The organism is Synechococcus sp. Cruz CV12-2-Slac-r (assembly GCF_024346075.1).
Classification (GTDB): Bacteria; Cyanobacteriota; Cyanobacteriia; order PCC-6307; family Cyanobiaceae; genus Synechococcus_D.
Window position 1 is genome coordinate 1 of record NZ_JAGQEK010000013.1, and the last position, 20,361, is coordinate 20,361.

Genomic DNA, 20,361 nt, shown 5'->3' on the forward strand with positions numbered 1-20,361 from the left:
AAGCAATCCCCCCAATCCCAACCTTCACTGAGGCGGTAACCGCACGCGCCACCGATCACCACCATTCCTAGCGGCAGTAAGGGAGTATTCAGCAAAGGGCTTAAGCGCCGTTGCATCCGATGGCGCCTTCCTAAAAAAGACGCCATTTGCTTTAAGCCATGCCAAGAGCTTTTAAAACAGCTGTTGGGGTTAAAGCGCTCAACGGCAGTTCACCACGAAGATGCTCTAAATCCACCAGGGTGATACCGGTTAAACCAGCTAAAAGCGTTACTGCTGGATTGTTGCTCACAAGCACATCTGCACTTGCTACTTGAGCGGCTTGCTCAATGATATTTGTAGTTGAAAGCCGATGAATGCGCGCCTCTGGTAATTGTTTTTGCACATCACTTTGTAAATCTTGCCAATTGCTTTGCGGCCAATCGTTGTTGTCTTTTGAAGGAGCTAGTAGCAATAGTGGACCGTTGCCTTCTGGAAATTGCGCTTGGGCATCAGCCAGGGCTTTTGGGGGTAACTTGAGGCGGTAATTAGTTGGTTTGGCGTTAATACCTAAAGGGGTAAGAAAAGCTTCTAAGCCTTTACTTGAAACCCGCACAGGGATATGGCTAAGGCCAAGTAGTAAATCAAAACGCCAACCGGAAGCAAGGTTGATACAGGCTTGAAAATCAGGTTCCCTAACGCAACCCAACAGGTTGGTCCAATCGGCGAGGGAAACACTCGCATCAAAACCAAAGGGCAATACCTTTTCCACAGCTGGCAGCAACTTCCAAAGCGGTGCCATGGCTGCAGGGCAAGCCACCTGCAATTGAGCAGACACCCCCTCTGCCAGTGCCGCTGCTATCGGCAGGGCCTGGAGCTGAGCTTCAGCGCCGCCAGGAATCAGAAACAACACACGCATCAGCAGAAACGAGCCAGCCCTGTTAGTGAGATGGTCGAATTGTATGGAGTTGAATCCAAAACGCTTGCACCTGCTGATCGTTGCTGCTGGCAGTGGCCGGCGCATGGGCCACCATCGCAACAAGTTGCTGATACCTCTAGAAGGCAGACCCCTACTGGCCTGGACCCTGGAAGCAGCGCTGCAAAGTGAACAAATTACCTGGCTTGCAGTGGTTGGCCAAGAGCAAGATCGCCAGGAGATCCACATGATTCTGGCCAGCCTGAAGCCTTTAAAACCGGTGGAATGGGTGCAAGGGGGCAACACGCGCCAGGCATCTGTTGCCTTGGGCCTTGCCGCATTACCAAAGGAAGCGGCTTACGTGCTTATTCACGACGGGGCCCGTTGCTTGGTGGAACCAGACCTTTTCAATCGTTGTGCCTTGGCTTTGCAGCAAAGCGGCGAGGCCTTAATTGCTGCCGTGCCAGTAACAGACACGATTAAGCAGGTGGATAGCGAGGGCTATATCCGTAATACCCCGGAGCGTTCACAGCTTTGGGGGGCCCAAACCCCCCAGGGCTTTGCCTTGCCGGCCCTTAGAGCCGCCCATCAAAGGGCTGCTGCCGAAGGTTGGCAAGTAACAGACGATGCAGCGCTTTTCGAACGCTTGGGCCTGCCGGTGCGGGTGCTGGAGGCGAGTAGTGCAAATTTAAAAATCACCACCCCTTTGGATTTGGAGTTGGCTGCAGCCTTACTAAAAAGGCGCCAGGCTTAGCACCCCTTTATCGCCATCAAGGCGGGCGATTTTGCCAAGGGGCAACACGGCATTGCAGCTGCCGTGGCCCACAGGTAAGCCCGTCAAGCGCGGTATGCCGAGGTTGGCGGTGCGTTCTTGAAGCACCTGTTCTGCAGCATCACCTTCACCGCAATCACTAAAACTTCCAAAACCGATTGCGGCTAATTTTTGGAGGGCCCCGCAAAGTCGCCAATGGGTGAGCATGCGATCGATGCGATACGGAGCTTCCCCTACGTCTTCGAGGATCAACACAGCCCCTGCTAAATCCGGACACCACGGGGTTCCGAGCAGGTGGGTGGCAACAGTGAGGTTTGCCACCAGCAATGGACCTTCAGCAATGCCCCCACCCCATGGGATCCCTTGAAGCGCTGGAACAGCGTCGCCACGCAGCAGCCGCCGCAGCCGTTCTTGGCTCCAGGTTGGTTCAGCCGCCAGGGTTGTTACGAGGGGGCCATGGAGGGCGCCTTGATTTATGCCGGAAAAGCGCTTCAGCTGCATTGCCCAAAGCAAGCTCGTAACGTCTGAGAAGCCCAGCAGTAGCCCTTGAGGCGGCTGCCAATTCAGCTCCAGCAGCCGCGCTGCCCCCCAGCCGCCGCGGGCGCAAGCCCATAGATCAGCGCTGCCATCAAAATCCGCCAGTCTTTCAGGGTCGCTGCCAGCTAGGTATCCCCAACTGCGATCACTAATTTGGGGCAGCTCTAAGCGAATGCCCCAGCTAGCAAGCAGCTCAAGGCCCATTTGCAAATTATTTAATTCCCCAAGTTTTGAACTGGGGGCAACGATGCGAGCCTTCATTATCAATATCTACCAATGATCAAAGCAAAAAGCAGTAGGGCCCCCAGCAGCACCTGCCGTTGAAAATGTTTGCCACTTTGTAGAGATCCCATTGCTTCATCGCGGCGCAATAACAACCATTCCCTAGCAAAACCCACCGCTGCTACTAGAGCTATTGCAATAAAACCCGCCCCGAGCCCTGCAGCAAGCCCCGCTCCAAGCAGCAGCAACCAGGTGGCGGCGTAACAAAACCCCACCACTGGCACCACATTGGGGCCGAGGCTAAGGGCACTGCTGCGCACGCCAAGCCTTTGATCATCGGGGCGATCAGCCAGCGCATAAACCGTGTCAAAGCCAAATGTCCAGAAAATAGTGGCGCCCCAGCAGCCCCAAAGGGGCCAGCCACCGCTAAGGCTGCCCCGGGCGGCGGCCCAGGGGATCAGCACGGCAAAACCCCAACAAAAGGCCAAAAGCAATTGGGGGAAACCAAACCATCGCTTCGCGGAGGGATAAATCAGCACCAAAGGCAAGCTGATCACAGCCAAACAAAGGCATAGCCAGCGATTCGGCAGGGCAAGCACCACTGCAAGGGCGATAGCAAGGCAAATCAGTAGTAAAGAGAGCGCAAAATTTGTATCTAAAGCGCCCCTTGCCAATGGCCTGCTGCGGGTGCGTGCCACTTGGGCATCAATCTTGCGATCCCAAAGATCGTTTGCAATGCATCCCGCTCCGCTTACAGCAAGGCCGCCAAACAGCACAAGTAAAAGCAGTAGTGCATTGGGCTGAGGCTGCTCCAGCCAAAAACTCCAGCCGGCTGGCAGTAGCAAAATCAAGCGTCCGCTTGGCTTTTGCCAACGCAGCAATTCCAGCCAGGCGGGCCAGGTGCGGTTTTTAGGGGGTGAAGCCACTGGGAGCAGTGCTGCGATGCGAGAGTGTGCCACGGCTCTACGGGATCCTGAATTGACAGCACAAAACACAGCTGTGCTGAACGGGATGCGGCGGGTGGCAGCCATTGATCTAGGCAGCAATTCCACCCACCTAGTGATAGCGGAGGTAGACCCGCTGCTGTGCAGCTTTTCGGTGTTGGTGGCAGAAAAATCCACCACCAGATTGGGGGAACGGGATGTTGATAACGGAGAACTAACGGTTGCCGCAATGGAGCGCACCCGGCTTGCTTTGCGCCATTGCCGCGAGCTAGCCCGCAGCCATGGCGTGGAAGAAATTATTGGCGTGGCCACCAGTGCCATGCGGGAGGCACCTAATGGCCTTGCCTTCCTTGCCGAATTAAGGGAATCGCTGGGCCTAAATCTTGAAGTGATTAGTGGCACAGAAGAAGCGCGCCTAATTTATTTAGGGGTTCTTTCTGGCAAGGATTTCAGCGAGAGCCCCCATCTAATCCTTGATATTGGCGGCGGTTCAACCGAATTGGTTTTAGCGGATGCCAAAGAAGCCCGTGCTCTCACCAGCGCCCGGGTGGGGGCTGTGCGCTTGCAGCGGGATTTTGTGAAACGAGAACCGCTAGATCGGGAGCGGGTTGATTTTCTTAGGGCTTTTATCCAGGGCTCCTTAGAACCATCGGTAGACAAGGTGCTGCGTCGTTTAAATCCGGGTGAAACGCCTGTGATGGTTGCCACCAGTGGCACAGCAATGGCAGTGGCGGCACTGCTGGAAGCTGAATCAGCTCGCAATTCAGCCCGTTTGCACGGCAAGGTGGTGAGCAAAATCGAATTAGATGGCCTGGTGGAGCGGATTTTGCCGCTCACGCCCCTGCAACGCAAAGAACTAACCGGCATTAATGAAAGGCGCGCCGAAATTCTTGTGCCCGGATTACTGGTGTTGCAAACGGCGATGGCTTTGCTTGGAGCAAAACAATTTGAGGTGAGTGATCGAGCTTTAAGGGAAGGCTTGATCGTTGATTGGATGCTGCGCCATGGCTTGATCGTTGATCGTTTTGCTTACCAGAGTGAAATTCGTGAACGCACGGTGTGGCATCAAGCACGCAAGTTTGGAGTTGATGGGGATCGTGTTGAACGGGTAGCTGCAAATGCAATAACGCTTTTTGATCAAACAAAAGGCAGTTTTCATGATTTTTCTGAGCAGCAGCGCGAGCTTTTGTGGGCAGCGGCAATGCTGCACAATTGCGGGCTGCACATAAACACCAGTGGTTATCACAAGCATTCGTGGTATTTGATAAATAATGGCGAACTACTTGGATATTCTCAAAGTGAGCAATTATTAATTGCTTCTCTAGCTAGGTATCATCGCCGCAGCCTGCCCAAAAAACGCCATGAAAGCTGGTTGCTATTGGATCGCGATCAAAGGCGGATTGTGGAAACACTTTCTTTATTGCTGCGCCTTGCCGCAGCCATGAATCGCAGGCCGGAGGCCGTAATTGCAGCTTTTGAAGCACGTTGTATTGGAGGCAATTTTAATTTAAAACTGCAACCCTGTAACGCCACAGAAGATCTCAGCTTGGAACTTTGGAGTTTGGAAAGTTGTGCGGCTGCTTTTACCGATAGCGGCGGCTACAACCTAAGTTGTGGATTAATTAGCGGGGCGGCATAAATTTCACCCATTCAATAACTTCAATCCGGCCCAAAGGTTTAGCAGCTGCAGTACCAAATTGCACTTGCACCAGATCGGGCCTGCCTGAGCGCAGCTCAAGACCTTTGCCCAAGGCAAAAATTCTTGTACCTTTAAATTTGCCTTCAAAAATAAGTTTTTTGCCATCCAACTCACGCACTGCCAGCCACGCATTTTGATTCGCAATCAAACGCAGATTTTTGTTTGTAGGGGCTGGGGCAGCTATTTTTGGCGCGCTTACTTGAATTTTAATTTCTTGTTTTTTACCGCTTAGCTGATTGAAGCTTAGTTGCTTGAAGCTTAGTTGCTTGAAGTTTAGTTGCTTAAAGCCAATGCTTCCAAGCCCAATCAATACAGCAAAACCGGCAAGCCAAGCAAAAGGAAGAACACCTTTCTTAGTTTTCGGTTTGGTTGAAGCACTGATCCAATCCTTCGTGCCTTCTTCCCTGTTTGGCGTGTTAATGGTGCGTTTGCTAGAGGCCCCCATCACAGCAATGGCAGCCGCGCTGGGTATTACATCTGGCACTTGCTGCAACAAAATCCGCAATTCGCTTACGAGAAGATCGGCCTCAAGGCCAAGGCTGGTTGCCAGCCTGCGCACCTGCGCGATAGCAAAAGCGTCTTCAGGCCATTGCTGGCGATCACCGGCCTCTAAAGCTGCAATCTGCTCAGGGCGCATGCAAAGCTTTGCAGCCAAATCTTCTAAATTCAGGTTCTTAGCCAAGCGCGCGCCACGCAAACGCGATCCAAAAGCAGCTAGGCCGCCGGGTTCGGTTGGCAGTTCGGGGGCGTGCAAGCAATCGCTCAAATCAAGCTAAACTTTGACGCAAAATCGTAAATTGTCAACAAAATTAAATAAATGATAAGAATATAAACTAATTTAGATATTTTAAAAACTTGATATTATTAAGTGGGCGATACTGGATTTGAACCAGTGACCCCTTCCGTGTGAAGGAAGTGCGCTACCACTGTGCTAATCGCCCATTAATCAAATCTTACCCCCCAGTTGGCTTAAGCTGGGAACTTAGGTTGGATGGCTGTTTTGCGGTTTGCCTGTGCGTGAGGTTGATGTGCTGATCGTGGGGGGAGGCGTGTCTGGCACGGCTCTGCTCTTTTGCCTTGCCCGATACACAAACTTGGGCTCAGTATTGCTATTAGAAAAAGAAAAGCAGCTGGCGCTGATTAATTCCCGCTCTACTAATAACAGCCAAACGATCCATTGCGGCGATATTGAAACCAACTACAACCTTGAAAAAGCGCTTCAAGTGAATCGGCGAGCCAATATGTTGGTGCGCTACGGCGAGCTTCTAACAGAGGAAGAAAGGCAGAAAGTTTTGTTTTGTTTCCCTAAAATGGTGCTCGGTGTGGGGCCTGAAGAATGCAACTTTCTGAGGGAACGTTTTAAGCAATTTCAACCCCATTTCCCAGAGATGGAGTTGCTTGATGCTGCAGCGATTGGTCGCTGGGAACCGGCTGTGGCAAAAGGTATTAACGCTGCAGTGAGGCCAGAGGAAATTACAGCTATCGGCATTGCTGCCAGCACTTCTGCAGTGGATTATCAAGCCTTGGCTGAATCATTTGTCGATCAGGCAAAAGCTGCAATCGCTACTGATCTTGAAAAGGGGCTTCTGCGGCAGCTGGAGGTGCAACTAAATCAAAAGGTGCTGAATATCTCTAAAGACGGAGATGGTTATGTAATTAATACTGCAACAGAAACAATTAAGGCTCGCTATGTGGTGGTGAGTGCCGGAGCCCATAGTTTATTAATAGCTCAGGCCATGGGCCATGGCTTGGAATATTCATGTTTGCCTGTAGCCGGTAGTTTTTACTTCACACCAAAACTATTAAATGGCAAGGTTTATACAGTGCAAAATAATAAGCTGCCCTTTGCTGCAATTCATGGTGATCCAGATGTGTTGGTGCCAGGAAAAACTCGCTTTGGCCCTACAGCCTTACTTTTGCCATTGCTTGAACGCTACCGGCCTGAAACTTTTTGGGAGTTTCTAAAGGTGTTGAGGCTTGATGGCGCAGTTTTAACAGTACTTTGGCAATTATTTCGCATTAGCGATATTCGCAATTATATTCTGCGTAATTTATTATTTGAAGTGCCGTGGTTAAGGCGCTGGTTATTTTTGCAAGATTTGCGCAAAATTGTGCCTAGTGCTCAATTAAAAGATTTGAAATTCGCTGAAGGATATGGCGGGGTGCGGCCCCAACTAATTGATAAACGTAATCATAAGTTGATGCTGGGGGAAGCTCGCATCAGCTGCGATGGGCCAATTGTATTTAATGTAACTCCATCACCGGGCGGCACTGATTGTCTGGGCAATGCAGAACAAGATCTAAGGGCGATTGTGGCACGGCTTAATTGTGAATTTAGGGCTGAACAGTTGGAGCAGGAGTTGCACCAATTGCAGGCCTAAATAAATGATCATGTTCGGCGCTATAAAGCTTTGATCTTGCCGCTCCTGATGCATTGAGGGCTGGGCTTATTAAATAAAGAGTAGTGCGCTCCAATCTCTCTGCCTTGCTATAGGCAGCAAGACCTTTCAATGGCACCAGTTGTAATTTTTGATCGGGCCAGCTAACCCGATAACCCACCGCTACAGGGGTATCTGCTGGGTAATGTTGCAGCAATACCGCTTCAACCTCTTCCACATGGCGGGCGCTGAGATAAAGGCAGAGAGAAGCACCAAGAGCTGCTAGGTGCTCTAGAGATTCGCGAGCTGGCGTGCCGGTGCGCCCGCTGGCGCGGCTTAGAACAATGGTTTGAACAAGCCCAGGAATTGTTAATTCGGCCCCAAGCGCTGCTGCTGTTGCTTGATAGGCACTAATGCCAGGTATAACTTCAACTTCAATGCCGGCATCAGCTAAACGGGAAATTTGTTCATGTAAAGCGCCATATAAACAGGGATCGCCATCATGAAGCCGCACTACCCGTAGGCCGCGAGCTACCCCATCAAGCATTGCCTGAAGCACTTCTTCAAGGGTGAGATTGCCGCTACGCAGTTTTTCGCAATCGGCTCCTGCAAGGGCTGCAATTTGAGGTGATACTAAAGAATCAGTCCATACAAGTAATTGCGCCTGCTCGATAGCCCGCAGCGCTCGGATAGTTAGTAAATCTGGAGCGCCTGGGCCGGCGCCAACGATTTGAATTTTTGCGTTAGTCAATGGGGTTGGAATTAAGTTGTAATTAAAGGGTTGCTAACTAATGGGTCGTCCGGGATCTGGCAGTGATCTTTTAAAGGTAAGCAACCAAGCCAATCCAGCGGCCCCTGCAATGGCAAGAATTAAACTCACCAACTGGGCCATACGCAAGCAATTGGCTTCACCAAGGCTGCCCCATAGGCAAAGGGGATCAAGCCGTAAGCCTTCGATCCAAAATCTGCCAAGGCTGTAGCCCAAGGCATAAACGCAGCTAATTCCCCCTTTTGGTAACAGCCATTCGCCATTAGTTCGCCGCTGCCGAAATAATAAAATTAGTAATACAAATAAACCTAAATCCCAGATTGATTCATATAAAAAAGTGGGATGAAACCAGCTTTCATTTAAATATGCAGCAGGGCGATTTGCTACTGGAATAAAGAGTTTCCAGGGCAGTGATGTGGGTAAACCAAAAGCTTCTGAATTAAAGAAATTTCCCCAGCGCCCGATCGCTTGGCCTAGGGCCACTGATGGCAAAAGCACATCCATCAAAGCCCAGAAGGATAGTTTCATCCAGCGGCTGTAGGCGATCACAGCAATAGACCCACCTAGCAAAGCTCCATGGATTGCGATACCACCTTTCCAAATTTGAAAAGCCTCAAGCCAATTGATTTGATATTGCTGCCACTCAAATAGCACGTAATAAAGCCTTGCCCCGATCACTGCAGAGAGCACGATTAGCGGTAGTAAATCCGAGATCACACCTGGATCTAAGCCGCGCATTTTTGCAAGCTGGCTTGATACCCAAAGGCCAAGCAATACAGCTACAGCAATCAGTAGGCCATACCAACGGATGGCCAAAGGGCCCAACTCCACCAGCAGCGGCCCCGGAGACTGCAATATCGATAGGGGCATGGAATCAAACGCCTTCTGCGGCCTGAACTTTTTCGATCTGACGCTTTTTCAAAACAAGCATTATCTGAGCGATTGCAACAGCTGCAAGGAAAGCGAGCAGGCCGTAAATGCGCACTGGATTTTGCAGCACCACTTCAGCATCCATCTGGCCAAAACCACCCACATTTGGATCTGTGGTGATGGGCAGGCCTGCGGTAACACTGTCTCCAACTTTCACCAGCAGTTCCGGGCCAGCAGGAATTGCTTCATCGGTGGAACTGCCATCAGCGGCGCTAATGCTCACAGTGGAACCGCCTTTGTCGTTGCTGGTGATGGCGCTCACCTGGCCTGTTACAGAGGCGTTGTAAATGCTGTTATTGCTTTTTTCGCCGGTGGGATACACCTGGCCGCGGCCACGATTACCACCGATATGAAGTTGATATTTACCAAAGTGAATCGAGGAATCAGTGGCGGGATCGGGGGAAAGAATCGGGAACACGATTTCACGATGCTCATCACCAGGCAACGGACCCACCAGCAAGATGTTTGGCTGGCTATCGCTGTATTGGGTGTAGTAAATCCCTTTGGTTTCTTCCTTTAATTCATCACTGAGCCGATCGGCTGGCGCGATCGTGAAGCCATCGGGCAACATCACAACAGCGCCCACATTGAGGCCTGCGCGGCTGCCATCAGCGGCCACCTGTTGCACTGCGGTGTCGTAAGGAATCTTTACTACAGCTTTAAAAACGGTGTTTGGCATCACCGCCTGCGGCACCTCTACCTGGGTGAGTTTTTTGGCGAGATGGCAGTTAGCGCAAACAATCTTGCCGGTGGCCTCCCGGGGATTGTCGTAGTTTTGCTGAGCCCAGAAGGGATAAGCCCAACTGGCTTGAGGTGCCACCAGCAGGCTGATGCTGAGCAACAAGGAGCTGATTAGCAGGGATAGAAAACGACGCATCGGAGGGGGAGGCGGGGCGGATCGGATCAAATAATTGAGGCTAAAAACGGCTGGAGTTCAGCCCCACCATGGCTTTTCGCCATTACGGAAATCTGTTTCAGACCATTGGGTAAGAAAAACGTTGTCGTTTTCTACAGATACATGGGCTAAAGCAAGAGATAGGGGGGCAGGACCCCGCACCACCATGCCGGCGCTGTCGTATTGGGAGCCGTGGCAAGGGCACATGAATTTATTAGCGCCACTGTTCCATGGCACCACGCAACCAAGGTGAGTGCAGATGGCATTTATGCCGTAATTGCCGATGGCTTCTGGCCCATCCACGATTAGGTAAGTGGGATCGCCTTTGAGGCCCTGCACCAAATTGCGATCGCCTTCCTTATGGCTTGCAAGCCAGCCGCTGGCGGTAACTACATTTCCCAATTCATCTTTGGCGGTGGTGCCGCCGCCGCCGCCAGCTGCCCGGGGCGGGATGAAGTAGTTGACCACTGGGTAAAGGGCCCCCAGAGCCACACCTGTTACGGATCCAAAGGTGAGCAGGTTCATGAACTGCCGGCGACCCATGCCGGGTACGTCATTTGCCGATAGCTGGGTCATAGGTGGGCGCGCCGCCACAGATATCCACCATTATGAACCTTTCTCTCCACCATGCTGTTGCCCACTTGCTTGATCAGGTAGTGCCCCTCAGCGCCGAGGAGTTGATTGCAATTTTGCAAAACCGCTGGGGTGTGAGTTATCACCTTCAGTTTCATCGCCGCGCCGGACGCCTTTATTTCCAAGTGATGTGGGGCTATTTGGAGCAGCAATCCTTTCCCCTGGATGCGAATGAATACCAACTCAACATTGAGCAGGTGGCGGAGCAGCTAAACGGGCTCGGTTTGGCCGAACAGGTGCGGGAATGGTTGTTAAACACCCGTGATAAACCACGCCTTGGCAAGGCCCTTAGCTTCCCTCTAGCGGATCAGGGCCGGATGAGTGAATTCCTTCTGTGAGGGCAACAAGCCCCACCCCCACAAGGAATAAGGCGCTGATGGCCCCGCTAAGCAGCAGCATTGTTACCGGATCGGTGGAGGGGGTAAGCACAGCTCCAGCAACGGCTGAAAACAAGATCACCAGGCGCCAACTCGCCAGCATCGGCCGCCAGCGCACCAAGCCGAGCAAGCCGAGTAGCAGTTGCAAAACGGGCAACTGAAAAGCCAAACCTGTGGCCACCATCAGTAGCAAAACGAAATCTAAATAGCGCTCGATAGACCAAATCGGCTCCACCACATCGGCGCCATAACTAACCAAAAAGCGCAAGGCTGCAGGCACCAAGGCCCACCAGGCAAAAGTAAGCCCAACCAGAAACAGCACGGCTGAGGCTGCCACCGCAGGTGCCACCAAACGCCGTTCCCTTCGAGTAAGGCCGGGCATAACAAAAGCCAAACCTTCGTAGAGCACATAAGGAAGAGCCAAGGTGAGCCCGGCATAGCCGGCCACTTTTAGAGATACAAATAAAAATTCACCTGGAGCCAGTTGCAAAAAACGGATGCCTTGGGCCGGTTCTTCCAGCAACTTCACCAGGGGCCGCACCCATAGAAGGCAAATCGCCGCTCCAGATACCACCGCTGCAAGGCTGCGCAATAAACGCCAGCGCAACTCCTCGAGGTGATCGGAGAAGCTCATCTCCACTTCGGCCGGGAACTCCGTGTTGCTCATGGCTTCAGGCTAGGCAGCAGCGCCAGGGCGCGATCCGGTTCACCCCAAAGCAGTTCGCCGCCTCCATGGCGCACTAGGCCAGCTTCCATGCCTGGGATGCGCTGCAATTGTTCTACCGGCACCATCAACACCGGCACGCGCAGATTGCCGCGGCTACGGCTGAAGTGGGCGGCAAGATCGGCAGCCGCCTGCAAATCCGCTTCAGCCACCAGTTGTTCGGAACCTTTGAGCACCACATGGCTGCCGGGTTGTTCTTGGGCATGGAACCAGAGATCGCCGCGGCGAGCATTACGAAAACTGATCCAGTCGTTCTGGCGATGATTGCGGCCAACTAATAGGCGCAAACCCCGCGAGCTTGTAAGGGTGAGGGGTTGAGGTTCCTTTTCTGGGCGCTTGTGTTGGCGTTTGGTTTGGCTTTTTTTTGTTTGAAATGGGTTGAGGTCGCTCTGCAATGCCTCCAGTAATTCAAGATCGTTTGGATTTGCCAACTCCAGTTGCAGCAGGCTGTTTTCCAGGAGTTCAAGGCGGCGTTGGTGGTGAGCTAAGCGCGGTTTGATCGCTTCAACGGAACGGCGCAATTTGCGCGCTTTTTTGTAGAAACGCTGGGCTTGAAAAACAAGGCTCAGCTGTGGATCAAGCTCCACGGGCAAACTTTCACCGCCTGCTGGATCTTCGAGCAGCAAGTGGCGATGGCCACTGCTGGCAACATCAGGGCGGCAGAGCAGCAAATTTGCCTGCATCTGCAATAACGCTTCGCCGGAGCAGCGAGCTAGTAAATCTTCTTGTTGCGTTAGTTCCCGCTGTTCGCGGCTTAACAATTGCTGTAATTGCTGGTTGAGTTTTTGCTGCGCAATTTCACATTGGCGGCGCTGCTCGCCTGCACCATAAAAAGCCGCAAGGGCGTAGTTAAAACAAAATTCATTTTTTTGATCCGCAGCATTTTGATCCGCAGCATCGCTTTTTTCTGCTGTTGCGCCCCAGCAGCGATAACCCTTGCCCCAGGGGCTAAAGCTGAGCTTGTTTGTTTCTAGATCATTAAGCCAACGCTGCCACACGCTGAAGAGATCAAGCAATTGATCTTCTGTTAGCAGGGTTACTTCCAGTGTTGAGCTGAGATTTGCAGCTTCCAATAATTGCTCCCGCAGGGCAGGGCCGAGGCCGCGATAGCTCTGCAAAAGAGCTTTACCCAAAGTTTCTGGGCGCAATAAAAGCCGTTGCCGCCACTGCTCAAAGGGTTCAATTCTGCTGGGGAATGCCCCTTGTAATGGCGGCGGAGGGCTGTAGGAGTCGCCAGTGCCGATGGGCCTTAAGCGTGATTGATGGGCCTGCACTTGGCGGCCGATAGCAATTACGGAATTATGTTCATCGAGCAAAAATAAATTGCTGTGGCGGCCCATTAGTTCAAGCACCACAAAGCGCTTTGGGGTTGCTCCGGGCCGTTCGGCAAAACCGAGTTGCACCACCCGTTCCCAAGGGGGCTGCTCCAGGCTCACGAGGGCTAAGCCCCCTAAGGCATGTTGCAACTGTTGGGCCAAGGTGCTCCCTTCGCCTTGGCGCGGAGGGGCCGGTAAGCCATGGAATCGAGCGCCATCTGCTTGCCAACGCAATTCAAGCCAGAGCCGTTGCGTAAGGGTGCGAAACCCCAGCTGCACTGAGCTCGTGCTTGGTTGCTGGGCCTTTTCAAATCTGGCTGGCAGCAGCATGGGCTGCAGTTCTTCAACCACTGCTTTGAGGCAGGTGGTGTCTTGGGGTTGCATGGCCTCAGAGTGCCCGGTACTAGTTTCGCCAAGCATTCACCACTTAAATGGAGAAGCGGCCAATGGAAAGGCAAAAGCCAAGGCTCACCGTATTGAGTGGCCCTAGCGGCGTTGGAAAGGGAACTTTAGTGAAGGCGTTAAGAAAGAATCATCCGCAACTTTGGCTTTCGGTATCTGCCACAACCAGGGCGGCAAGGCTTGGGGAGGTGGAAGCTATTGATTACTTTTTTAAAAGTAATGATGAATTTAAGCAACTTGTGGCATGCGGCGGTTTGTTGGAATGGGCGCAGTTTGCTGGTAATTCTTATGGCACCCCCCGCAAACCTGTGGAGCAGCAATTAGCTGCTGGTGCGCCGGTGCTACTTGAAATTGAGCTGGAGGGAGCACGGCAGGTGCGTAAAACCTTCCCTGAAGCTTTCCAAATATTTCTAAAACCCCCATCTATGGCTGAATTAGAGGCCAGAATTAGGGGGCGGGGCACCGAGTTAGAAGCCGCGATCCAAAAACGCCTTAAAAGGGCAGAAGAGGAGTTAAAAGCAGAGCTCGAGTTCGATGCGGTAGTTGTAAACAATGATATTAATGATGCCCTAGTTCAACTTGAGCTGCTGATGGATTTAGCCGGGAATGAATAACATATCTGGGAAAAAATGATTGAATTCAATCATGATTACAGCGGTTATCATAAACCAAATTGCTGCAAAAGCTGGCGCGGTGGTCAGAAATTTTTTCATGATTTGGAATTAAATTTGAATAATTTAGTGAGTTGCTTGGATCTTTAAATCAGCGAGGTGAAACTGTTACTTTGCTATCTACTTCTGTGAGCTTATTTGATGTGAGTTCAGCAAAAGCAGCCAAAGGCCACCTGGCGGAATCCAGGGTGCACTTAAGAGCAACTGGAAGATCGATCTGAATCTCTTTCATGTTTGCATCCTTGCCTTTGATTGCTTGGATGTAAGACCTGCCAGCCCAGCCAATGCAGCCGGCGATATAGAGAAAAGCAATCCCTGGCAGCATGAATTCGCCAGCATGGCTCCAGCGACCATCCACTACAAGGTGGGGAAGGCCATCAGTGCCGCAAAGGGCTTGGCCGTAACGCTCGAAACGCGCCTGGGCAGAAGCAGTTTTGGCGGATTTAGCCCGGTATAGAAAACGGGCGTTTTCATTGCATTGAGTTAATCCAGCTACCCCGGCATGGGCTAACGGAACAAAACCCAAAAGCAGATAGCCGCAAAGAGCTACAGCAAAAAACTTTGAAAATGCCTTTGAGATCAGTTGTTGCATGATGCGCATGATGGGCAGGCCCGCTTAGCGGTTGCTCCCAATAGTTTATGTGTGAATTCCACTCCTAATGCCAACGGTTCTGGCCCTCGAAACAAGTTGTGACGAGTCTGCGGCTGCGGTGGTGCGCGATGGGGCTGTTTTGAGCAGTGAAGTGGCAAGCCAGGTGGAGGAACACGCCCTTTGGGGCGGGGTTGTGCCAGAGCTGGCATCCCGCCGCCATGTGGAGGCTTTGCCACATTTAGTGGAAAGGGCACTAACAAATGCAGGCGTAAGCCTTAGCGATTTAGATGCAGTGGCCGCCACCGTGGCCCCCGGATTGCTTGGGGCCTTAATGGTGGGCTCTGTTACCGGCCGTTGCTTAGCCCAATTAGCCCAGAAGCCTTTTATTGGTATTCATCATCTCGAGGGTCATCTTTGTTCTGCTCTTAGTGGTGATCAGGCTCCCCAGGGGCCAATGCTGGTTTTATTAGTGAGTGGCGGCCACACCGAACTAATCGCCCTAAGAGCTTTTGGCCAATATGAACGCCTCGCTGGCAGCCGCGACGATGCTGCTGGAGAAGCCTTCGATAAGGTTGCTCGCTTGCTTGGCTTGGCATATCCAGGGGGGCCTGCCTTAGAAATTGCAGCAAAAGGGGGTGATCCCTTGCGTTTTCGCTTCCCGCCTGGGCGTATTTCATTGCCAGATGGGGGCGTGCACCCCTACGACTTCAGCTTTAGTGGTTTAAAAACTGCAGTGCTGAGGGAGGTGCAGCGTTGGCAAATTGCCGGGGAGCCCCTACCGGTGAATGATTTAGCAGCCTCTTTTCAGCAGGTGATTTGCAAAGTGTTGGTGGAGCGCAGTGTGCGCTGCGCCGTTGATCAAGCTTTGCCTGGTTTGGTGGTGGTGGGGGGTGTTTCTGCAAATGCAGAATTGCGCCGCCAACTAACTGGGGCATGCACTGCCGCGAGCCTCAATTTGCATTTAGCCCCCCTTGCTTGGTGCACCGATAACGCAGCAATGATTGGATTAGCTGCCTGTAAACGCTTGCAAATGGGGCAAAGTTCGGCTTTAAACCTCGGCGTAGCCCCCCGCTGGCCGTTAGCTAATGCGATTGAGCTTTATGGCAAAGCGCCTTTTTAATATAAAAAATCATTTAATATTTCCGAAATATTTCCGTTTTGCCGTGTCGCCCACCAATCAGCTCGAGCCCACAGAACTGAATGCCTGGCGCAGGGGATTTACCCCTCAGGCTGAAATCTGGAACGGCCGATTAGCAATGCTTGGCTTATCCGTTGGGATTGGCGCATTGGTGCTTTGGCGTTTAATTGCCACAACCTAGAGCTCACATCAGGTAGCTCTCTTTAATATCAAGCTGCTCGAGAATTGCCATTGGCTTCATTACCGCGCGTCACTCTGGTGCTTGGCACCAGACCGGAAGCCATCAAAATGGCGCCGGTAATTTTGGCTTTCCAAGCTTCGCCACTGTTTGAAACCCGAGTTGTTCTAACTGGGCAACACAAGGAAATGGTGGCTCAAGTGATGGCACTTTTTCAGTTAACTCCAGATCGCGATTTGGAGTTAATGACCCCAAGGCAAACACTCACCCATGTGACCTGCGCTGCGCTGGAGGGTTTGCGTAAAGAATTTGGCGAAAATCGACCTGATTTAGTGCTCGTTCAAGGTGATACCACCACTGCCTTTGCGGCTGCTTTAGCGGCTTTTTACGATCAAATCCCGGTGGGCCATGTGGAGGCGGGGCTGCGCACAGATAATCTCTACGACCCCTTCCCGGAGGAAGCGAATCGTCGTTTGATCTCCCAAGTGGCTCAGTTGCATTTTGCCCCCACAGCCCAATCGGCAAAAAATCTTCAAGCCTCTGGGGTGGTGGGTGAGATACACACCACGGGCAACACGGTGATTGATGCTTTGTTGTTGATGGCAGCGGCAGCACCTAGTTGTGAAGTGCCGGGCCTTGATTGGCAAAAACAACGGGTGATTCTTGCCACAGTGCATCGCCGTGAGAATTGGGGCACCCCTTTAAAAGATATCGCGACGGGTTTTTTAAAGGTGTTGGATCGCCACCCCGATACAGCATTGCTATTGCCATTACATAAAAATCCAACAGTGCGGGAACCATTACAAGAATGGCTTGGTGATCATCCACGGGTATTTCTCACCGAACCGCTTGATTACGACCGCCTGGTAGCTGCAATTCGTGGTTGCACATTATTACTTACAGATTCAGGTGGTTTGCAAGAAGAAGCTCCATCTTTAGGGAAACCAGTGCTTGTTTTAAGGCGCACCACCGAACGCCCAGAAGCAGTGGAAGCAGGCACAGCAAAATTAATAGGTACTTCCTCAGAGGCGATTGAACGGGAAACCTGCCTGCTCCTCGAAAATAGTGAAGCTTATGCCGCTATGGCAAAAGCCCACAATCCTTTTGGTGATGGCAAGGCGAGTGAACGAATCGTTGCAACAAGTGCTGCTTACTTGGCAAACCGCTAACTCTCCTTACGCTTTTTCGCCCAGGGCGGCAGATCAATAAATACTTGTTCACCGGCTTTCACCCCTGTGAGGATTTGAGTGTTGCGGCCACTGCTGCTGCCAAGGGTTATCTCCACAAAACGTGGTTGGTTACCAGGGCCAGGCACCAATACCCCAGGTTTTCCATTCTCAGTAACAATTGCAACGGTTGGCAGTAGGGGTTTAGGTGTTAGGCGGCCGGCATCAAAATCGATATCGGCAGTCATGCCAATTCGCAATTTATTTAAGGGTGGATTAATTAGCTCTAATTCTACTTTTACGGTAGTTACATTGCTGCTCTTTTCGGTGCGTGGTGAGATGCGTTTTACCTGCGCTGCAAAGCTTTGATCAGGAAATGCATCCACTCTCACGCTGGCAGCTTGCCCATTTCTTATGCGGCCGATATCACTTTCAGGCACCTTGGCATTTACCTGTAAACCAGAGGCCAATTCAACAATTGAAGAGCTTGTGGCTCCAGCCGTTGCACTGGCTGCGGTGGTGGGTGTTACGTAGGAACCGGGATCGGCATATCGGTTAGTGATAGTGCCAGCAAATGGTGCGCGCACTACTAGATCACCCGATTCAACTTTTCGCTGGGCAAGGCGTTGCAAGGCGGCGTTGTAAGCAGCTTGGCTGCTATCAAAGTTGGCTTTAAAGCGTGCAAGATCGTCGCCACTGAGGGCGCCCTGGCTGAATAATTGGAGCCGTCTTTCGTATTCTCCGCGGCTGCGATTTAAATCCACCTTTGCCACTGCTTGCTGTGCTCTTAGTTCTTCTAGGCGGTTGCGAATATCGCTTGGATCCATGCGGGCAAGTGGTTGCCCAGCAATTACCTTGTCGCCTTCATCTACGTAAAGGGCTAGCAGTTGCCCTTGCCTTTTGGGGCTCACGTTTACGCGCTGCTCCGCTTCGATTTCGCCGCTAGCAGTGATGATTCCCGCCAAACTGCCCTGGCTCACCTTGGTTACGTAGGGCCCGATATCTCTTTTTGGCCCTTTAAGCAAAGGCAGCAACAAAAAACCAGCGCCACTAACGAGCACTAGCAACACCAATGCAGCCGGCCACCAACGCCGCCATGGGGCTGGTGCGGATTGAGGCAAGGTAGGTGTGTTGATGGTTGCTGTTTTCACTGCAATCATTCTTCATGAAAACAGCAGCACTGGCGAGTGCGGCTCACCCTTTAAATTAGAGAAATGCTTAAAGCCGGAATCGTGGGGCTGCCCAATGTGGGCAAATCCACCCTCTTCAATGCTCTGGTGGCTAACGCCCAAGCCCAGGCTGCCAATTTCCCGTTTTGCACGATCGAGCCCAATGTGGGCACTGTGGCGGTGCCGGATCCAAGGCTTGAGCAATTGCGGCAGCTATCAAATTCAAAGGATGTGGTGCCCACCAGGGTGGAATTTGTTGATATTGCCGGTTTGGTGGCAGGGGCCAGCCAGGGGGAGGGTTTAGGAAATAAGTTTTTGGCAAATATTCGTGAAGTGGATGCAATTGTTCATGTGGTGCGTTGCTTTGAAGACGACGATGTAATTCATGTAAGCGGTTCTGTTGATCCTTTGCGGGATGCAGAAATAATTAATTTGGAGCTTGCTCTTGCAGATGTTGCGCAAATCGAAAAGCGCCGGGAACGCCTAAAAAAACAACTGCGTACTAGTAAGGAAGCCCAGCTAGAAGATGATTTACTCGCCCGCATTAGCGTGGAACTTGATGGGGGCGGCGCAGCGCGTAATTTAAATATAAGCAGTGAAGAGTATCTTTTGATTAAACCGCTTGGTTTGTTAACTGCAAAGCCAATTATTTATGCGGCAAATGTAAGCGAAGATCATTTAGCAGAGGGCAATGCTTTTGTTGATTCTGTTATGGAATTAGCAAAAAAAGAGGCTGCTCAAACTGTAAAAGTAAGTGCTCAAGTTGAAGCTGAATTAGTTGAACTTGGCGAAGATGAACGCAATGATTACCTTGAGGGTTTGGGCGTTAGTGAAGGTGGATTACGCAGTTTAATTAGCGCCACCTATCAACTGCTTGGCCTCCGCACTTATTTCACAACAGGTGAGAAAGAAACCCGCGCTTGGACAATCAAAGCAGGCATGACGGCACCGCAGGCAGCTGGGGTGATCCACACCGATTTTGAACGGGGTTTTATCCGCGCTCAAACAATTGGCTATGGCCAATTGCTAGAAGCAGGTTCCCTTGCAGAAGCCAAGGCCAAGGGTTGGCTGCGTAGTGAAGGTAAGGAATATGTGGTGGCAGAAGGTGATGTGATGGAGTTTTTATTTAATGTATAGGTTTAGGTTGTTTGGCTGTAATTTCCGCAGCCAGGGCTCCAGGGGTTCGCAACGGATGCCATCAATCAAAAGCGGTTCTGGTGCAAAAGAAAGCAATAGACGTTCCGCTTGAGGGTAATCAACGCCAAAAGCCTTTAAGCCAGCTAGATCATGCTTATCGATGCGGGCACTGCGCTTCACCTCAATAGCCCAAAACAGATCGGGGCCATACACCACGAAATCCACTTCCAGGCCGGAGCGGGTGCGCCAAAAGCTCAAGCTATCGCCTTGGCGCCGCAATTGACAAAAGGCACGCAGGTGCTGAGCCACAAGTGTTTCTAAGGCCAAACCTTCGATTTCTTGCGCAGAATCGAGGGGGCCACGGGGCCGCAGGCTGCGATACACGCCAACATCAAAATAAAAGAATTTGTGGTGCTGAACTAGTTGCCGTTTGGCCCGTTTCTGAAAAACAGGCAATTGAAAACTAATTAGTAAATCCTCGAGAATCAATAGATAACTTTCAGCCCGTTTACGAGGGATCTCAGCTTCGCGGGCAAGGGAGGCCAGATTGAGTTGGCTTGCTTGGGAAAAGCTGATCACCTCTAAAAAACGGCCGAAGTCGCCGATCTGGCGCACCAACGCCTCAGCTTGCACTTCCTCCTGCAGATAAAGAGATGCGTAGGCGGCAAGATTTGCCTGGGGATCAGCGGCTTGCCAAATCAAAGGCACTAGGCCGATCTTGAGCGCCCTTGAAAGATCAAAAGCAGCGCCAAGCTCTGCGGCCATGAAGGTTGGCATAGAAGCCGAAACCAACCGTCCGCCCAGCAGATTGGCAGCGCCA

23 protein-coding genes and 1 tRNA gene are annotated in these 20,361 nt (G+C 51.7%); 9 read left to right on the plus strand and 15 right to left on the minus strand.

Translation table 11 applies throughout. The annotated features are described in order from the left end of the window. Positions 1-151: 151 nt before the first annotated feature. Positions 152-895 carry a glycosyltransferase family 9 protein gene (locus KB557_RS02430; protein WP_255131209.1) on the minus strand — a complete coding sequence of 248 codons (744 nt, stop codon included), beginning with the start codon at positions 893-895 and terminating at the stop codon, positions 152-154. A gap of 64 nt (positions 896-959) precedes the next feature. Between KB557_RS02430 and ispD the strand changes: the two genes are divergently transcribed. Continuing rightward, positions 960-1,646 carry a 2-C-methyl-D-erythritol 4-phosphate cytidylyltransferase gene (ispD, locus tag KB557_RS02435; protein WP_255131229.1) on the plus strand — a complete coding sequence of 229 codons (687 nt, stop codon included), beginning with the start codon at positions 960-962 and terminating at the stop codon, positions 1,644-1,646. Here the strand turns inward: ispD and KB557_RS02440 are convergent. Beyond that, on the minus strand, positions 1,626-2,462 hold the full coding sequence (locus KB557_RS02440) for an LD-carboxypeptidase (RefSeq protein WP_255131210.1): 837 nt from the start codon (positions 2,460-2,462) through the stop codon (positions 1,626-1,628). The genes ispD and KB557_RS02440 overlap by 21 nt on opposite strands. A gap of 2 nt (positions 2,463-2,464) precedes the next feature. Further along, positions 2,465-3,349 carry a 4-hydroxybenzoate polyprenyltransferase gene (locus KB557_RS02445; RefSeq protein WP_255131211.1) on the minus strand — a complete coding sequence of 295 codons (885 nt, stop codon included), beginning with the start codon at positions 3,347-3,349 and terminating at the stop codon, positions 2,465-2,467. Positions 3,350-3,365: 16 nt separating this feature from the next. Here KB557_RS02445 and KB557_RS02450 point away from each other — a divergent pair, with 16 nt between their 5' ends. After that, positions 3,366-5,006 carry a Ppx/GppA phosphatase family protein gene (locus tag KB557_RS02450; protein ID WP_399218542.1) on the plus strand — a complete coding sequence of 547 codons (1,641 nt, stop codon included), beginning with the start codon at positions 3,366-3,368 and terminating at the stop codon, positions 5,004-5,006. Here the strand turns inward: KB557_RS02450 and KB557_RS02455 are convergent. Continuing rightward, positions 4,990-5,820: a RodZ family helix-turn-helix domain-containing protein gene (locus tag KB557_RS02455; RefSeq protein ID WP_255131213.1), complete on the minus strand. Its 831-nt coding sequence runs from the start codon at positions 5,818-5,820 to the stop codon at positions 4,990-4,992. The two genes, KB557_RS02450 and KB557_RS02455, sit on opposite strands and share 17 nt — an antisense overlap. Positions 5,821-5,935: 115 nt before the next feature. Beyond that, a tRNA-Val gene (locus tag KB557_RS02460) sits at positions 5,936-6,007 on the minus strand. Positions 6,008-6,079: 72 nt separating this feature from the next. On the opposite strand from KB557_RS02460, the gene KB557_RS02465 reads away from it, so the two are divergent. Next, a complete protein-coding gene (locus KB557_RS02465; RefSeq protein ID WP_255131214.1) occupies positions 6,080-7,447 on the plus strand; it encodes an FAD-dependent oxidoreductase in 1,368 nt (455 codons plus the stop codon). Here KB557_RS02465 and cobM read toward each other — a convergent pair. From cobM to petC, 4 genes are read right to left on the minus strand one after another with little or no spacing between them, the layout of a single operon-like run. Continuing rightward, the gene (gene cobM, locus KB557_RS02470) at positions 7,401-8,195 is read right to left on the minus strand and encodes a precorrin-4 C(11)-methyltransferase (RefSeq protein WP_255131215.1); all 795 of its coding nucleotides are present in this window, start codon (positions 8,193-8,195) and stop codon (positions 7,401-7,403) included. The two genes, KB557_RS02465 and cobM, sit on opposite strands and share 47 nt — an antisense overlap. Positions 8,196-8,228: 33 nt before the next feature. Beyond that, positions 8,229-9,083: a prolipoprotein diacylglyceryl transferase gene (gene lgt, locus KB557_RS02475; RefSeq protein WP_255131216.1), complete on the minus strand. Its 855-nt coding sequence runs from the start codon at positions 9,081-9,083 to the stop codon at positions 8,229-8,231. Positions 9,084-9,087: 4 nt separating this feature from the next. Continuing rightward, positions 9,088-10,020: a cytochrome f gene (petA, locus tag KB557_RS02480; RefSeq protein ID WP_255131231.1), complete on the minus strand. Its 933-nt coding sequence runs from the start codon at positions 10,018-10,020 to the stop codon at positions 9,088-9,090. 57 nt (positions 10,021-10,077) lie between these two features. After that, complete coding sequence (gene petC / locus KB557_RS02485) at positions 10,078-10,614, minus strand: cytochrome b6-f complex iron-sulfur subunit (protein WP_255131217.1); 537 nt, start codon at positions 10,612-10,614, stop codon at positions 10,078-10,080. 32 nt (positions 10,615-10,646) lie between these two features. Here petC and KB557_RS02490 point away from each other — a divergent pair, with 32 nt between their 5' ends. Beyond that, positions 10,647-11,009, plus strand: coding sequence for a DUF3067 family protein (locus KB557_RS02490; protein ID WP_255131218.1), 363 nt, complete (start codon positions 10,647-10,649; stop codon positions 11,007-11,009). Here KB557_RS02490 and tatC read toward each other — a convergent pair. Continuing rightward, positions 10,960-11,715 carry a twin-arginine translocase subunit TatC gene (gene tatC / locus KB557_RS02495; RefSeq protein WP_255131219.1) on the minus strand — a complete coding sequence of 252 codons (756 nt, stop codon included), beginning with the start codon at positions 11,713-11,715 and terminating at the stop codon, positions 10,960-10,962. The two genes, KB557_RS02490 and tatC, sit on opposite strands and share 50 nt — an antisense overlap. Further along, positions 11,712-13,472, minus strand: coding sequence for an NFACT family protein (locus KB557_RS02500; protein ID WP_255131220.1), 1,761 nt, complete (start codon positions 13,470-13,472; stop codon positions 11,712-11,714). The genes tatC and KB557_RS02500 overlap by 4 nt, the downstream gene beginning before the upstream one ends. A 62-nt stretch (positions 13,473-13,534) precedes the next feature. Between KB557_RS02500 and gmk the strand changes: the two genes are divergently transcribed. Continuing rightward, complete coding sequence (gene gmk, locus KB557_RS02505) at positions 13,535-14,104, plus strand: guanylate kinase (protein WP_255131221.1); 570 nt, start codon at positions 13,535-13,537, stop codon at positions 14,102-14,104. Here gmk and KB557_RS02510 read toward each other — a convergent pair. Both KB557_RS02510 and KB557_RS02515 read right to left on the minus strand, forming a co-directional pair. After that, positions 14,087-14,203, minus strand: a complete 117-nt coding sequence (locus tag KB557_RS02510; protein WP_255131222.1) for a Photosystem I reaction center subunit IX — start codon at positions 14,201-14,203, stop codon at positions 14,087-14,089. The genes gmk and KB557_RS02510 overlap by 18 nt on opposite strands. Before the next feature lie 49 nt (positions 14,204-14,252). Then, positions 14,253-14,753 carry a Photosystem I reaction center subunit III gene (locus tag KB557_RS02515; RefSeq protein WP_255131223.1) on the minus strand — a complete coding sequence of 167 codons (501 nt, stop codon included), beginning with the start codon at positions 14,751-14,753 and terminating at the stop codon, positions 14,253-14,255. 67 nt (positions 14,754-14,820) lie between these two features. On the opposite strand from KB557_RS02515, the gene tsaD reads away from it, so the two are divergent. Genes tsaD through wecB form a run of 3 tightly spaced genes read left to right on the plus strand, consistent with a single transcriptional unit; the run spans position 14,821 to position 17,238 of the window. After that, a complete protein-coding gene (gene tsaD, locus KB557_RS02520) occupies positions 14,821-15,873 on the plus strand; it encodes a tRNA (adenosine(37)-N6)-threonylcarbamoyltransferase complex transferase subunit TsaD (RefSeq protein ID WP_255131224.1) in 1,053 nt (350 codons plus the stop codon). Between the two features lie 43 nt (positions 15,874-15,916). Next, positions 15,917-16,072, plus strand: coding sequence for a high light inducible protein (locus KB557_RS02525; protein ID WP_261354912.1), 156 nt, complete (start codon positions 15,917-15,919; stop codon positions 16,070-16,072). Positions 16,073-16,122: 50 nt separating this feature from the next. Beyond that, positions 16,123-17,238 carry a non-hydrolyzing UDP-N-acetylglucosamine 2-epimerase gene (gene wecB, locus KB557_RS02530; RefSeq protein ID WP_255131225.1) on the plus strand — a complete coding sequence of 372 codons (1,116 nt, stop codon included), beginning with the start codon at positions 16,123-16,125 and terminating at the stop codon, positions 17,236-17,238. On the opposite strand, the gene KB557_RS02535 is transcribed toward wecB, so the two are convergent. After that, on the minus strand, positions 17,235-18,386 hold the full coding sequence (locus KB557_RS02535) for an efflux RND transporter periplasmic adaptor subunit (protein ID WP_255131226.1): 1,152 nt from the start codon (positions 18,384-18,386) through the stop codon (positions 17,235-17,237). The genes wecB and KB557_RS02535 overlap by 4 nt on opposite strands. Before the next feature lie 63 nt (positions 18,387-18,449). Between KB557_RS02535 and ychF the strand changes: the two genes are divergently transcribed. Then, positions 18,450-19,541 carry a redox-regulated ATPase YchF gene (ychF, locus tag KB557_RS02540; RefSeq protein WP_255131227.1) on the plus strand — a complete coding sequence of 364 codons (1,092 nt, stop codon included), beginning with the start codon at positions 18,450-18,452 and terminating at the stop codon, positions 19,539-19,541. On the opposite strand, the gene KB557_RS02545 is transcribed toward ychF, so the two are convergent. Next, positions 19,527-20,361 (minus strand): ATP-binding protein (locus KB557_RS02545; protein ID WP_255131228.1); only part of this gene is annotated, 835 nt, incomplete at its 5' end. The two genes, ychF and KB557_RS02545, sit on opposite strands and share 15 nt — an antisense overlap.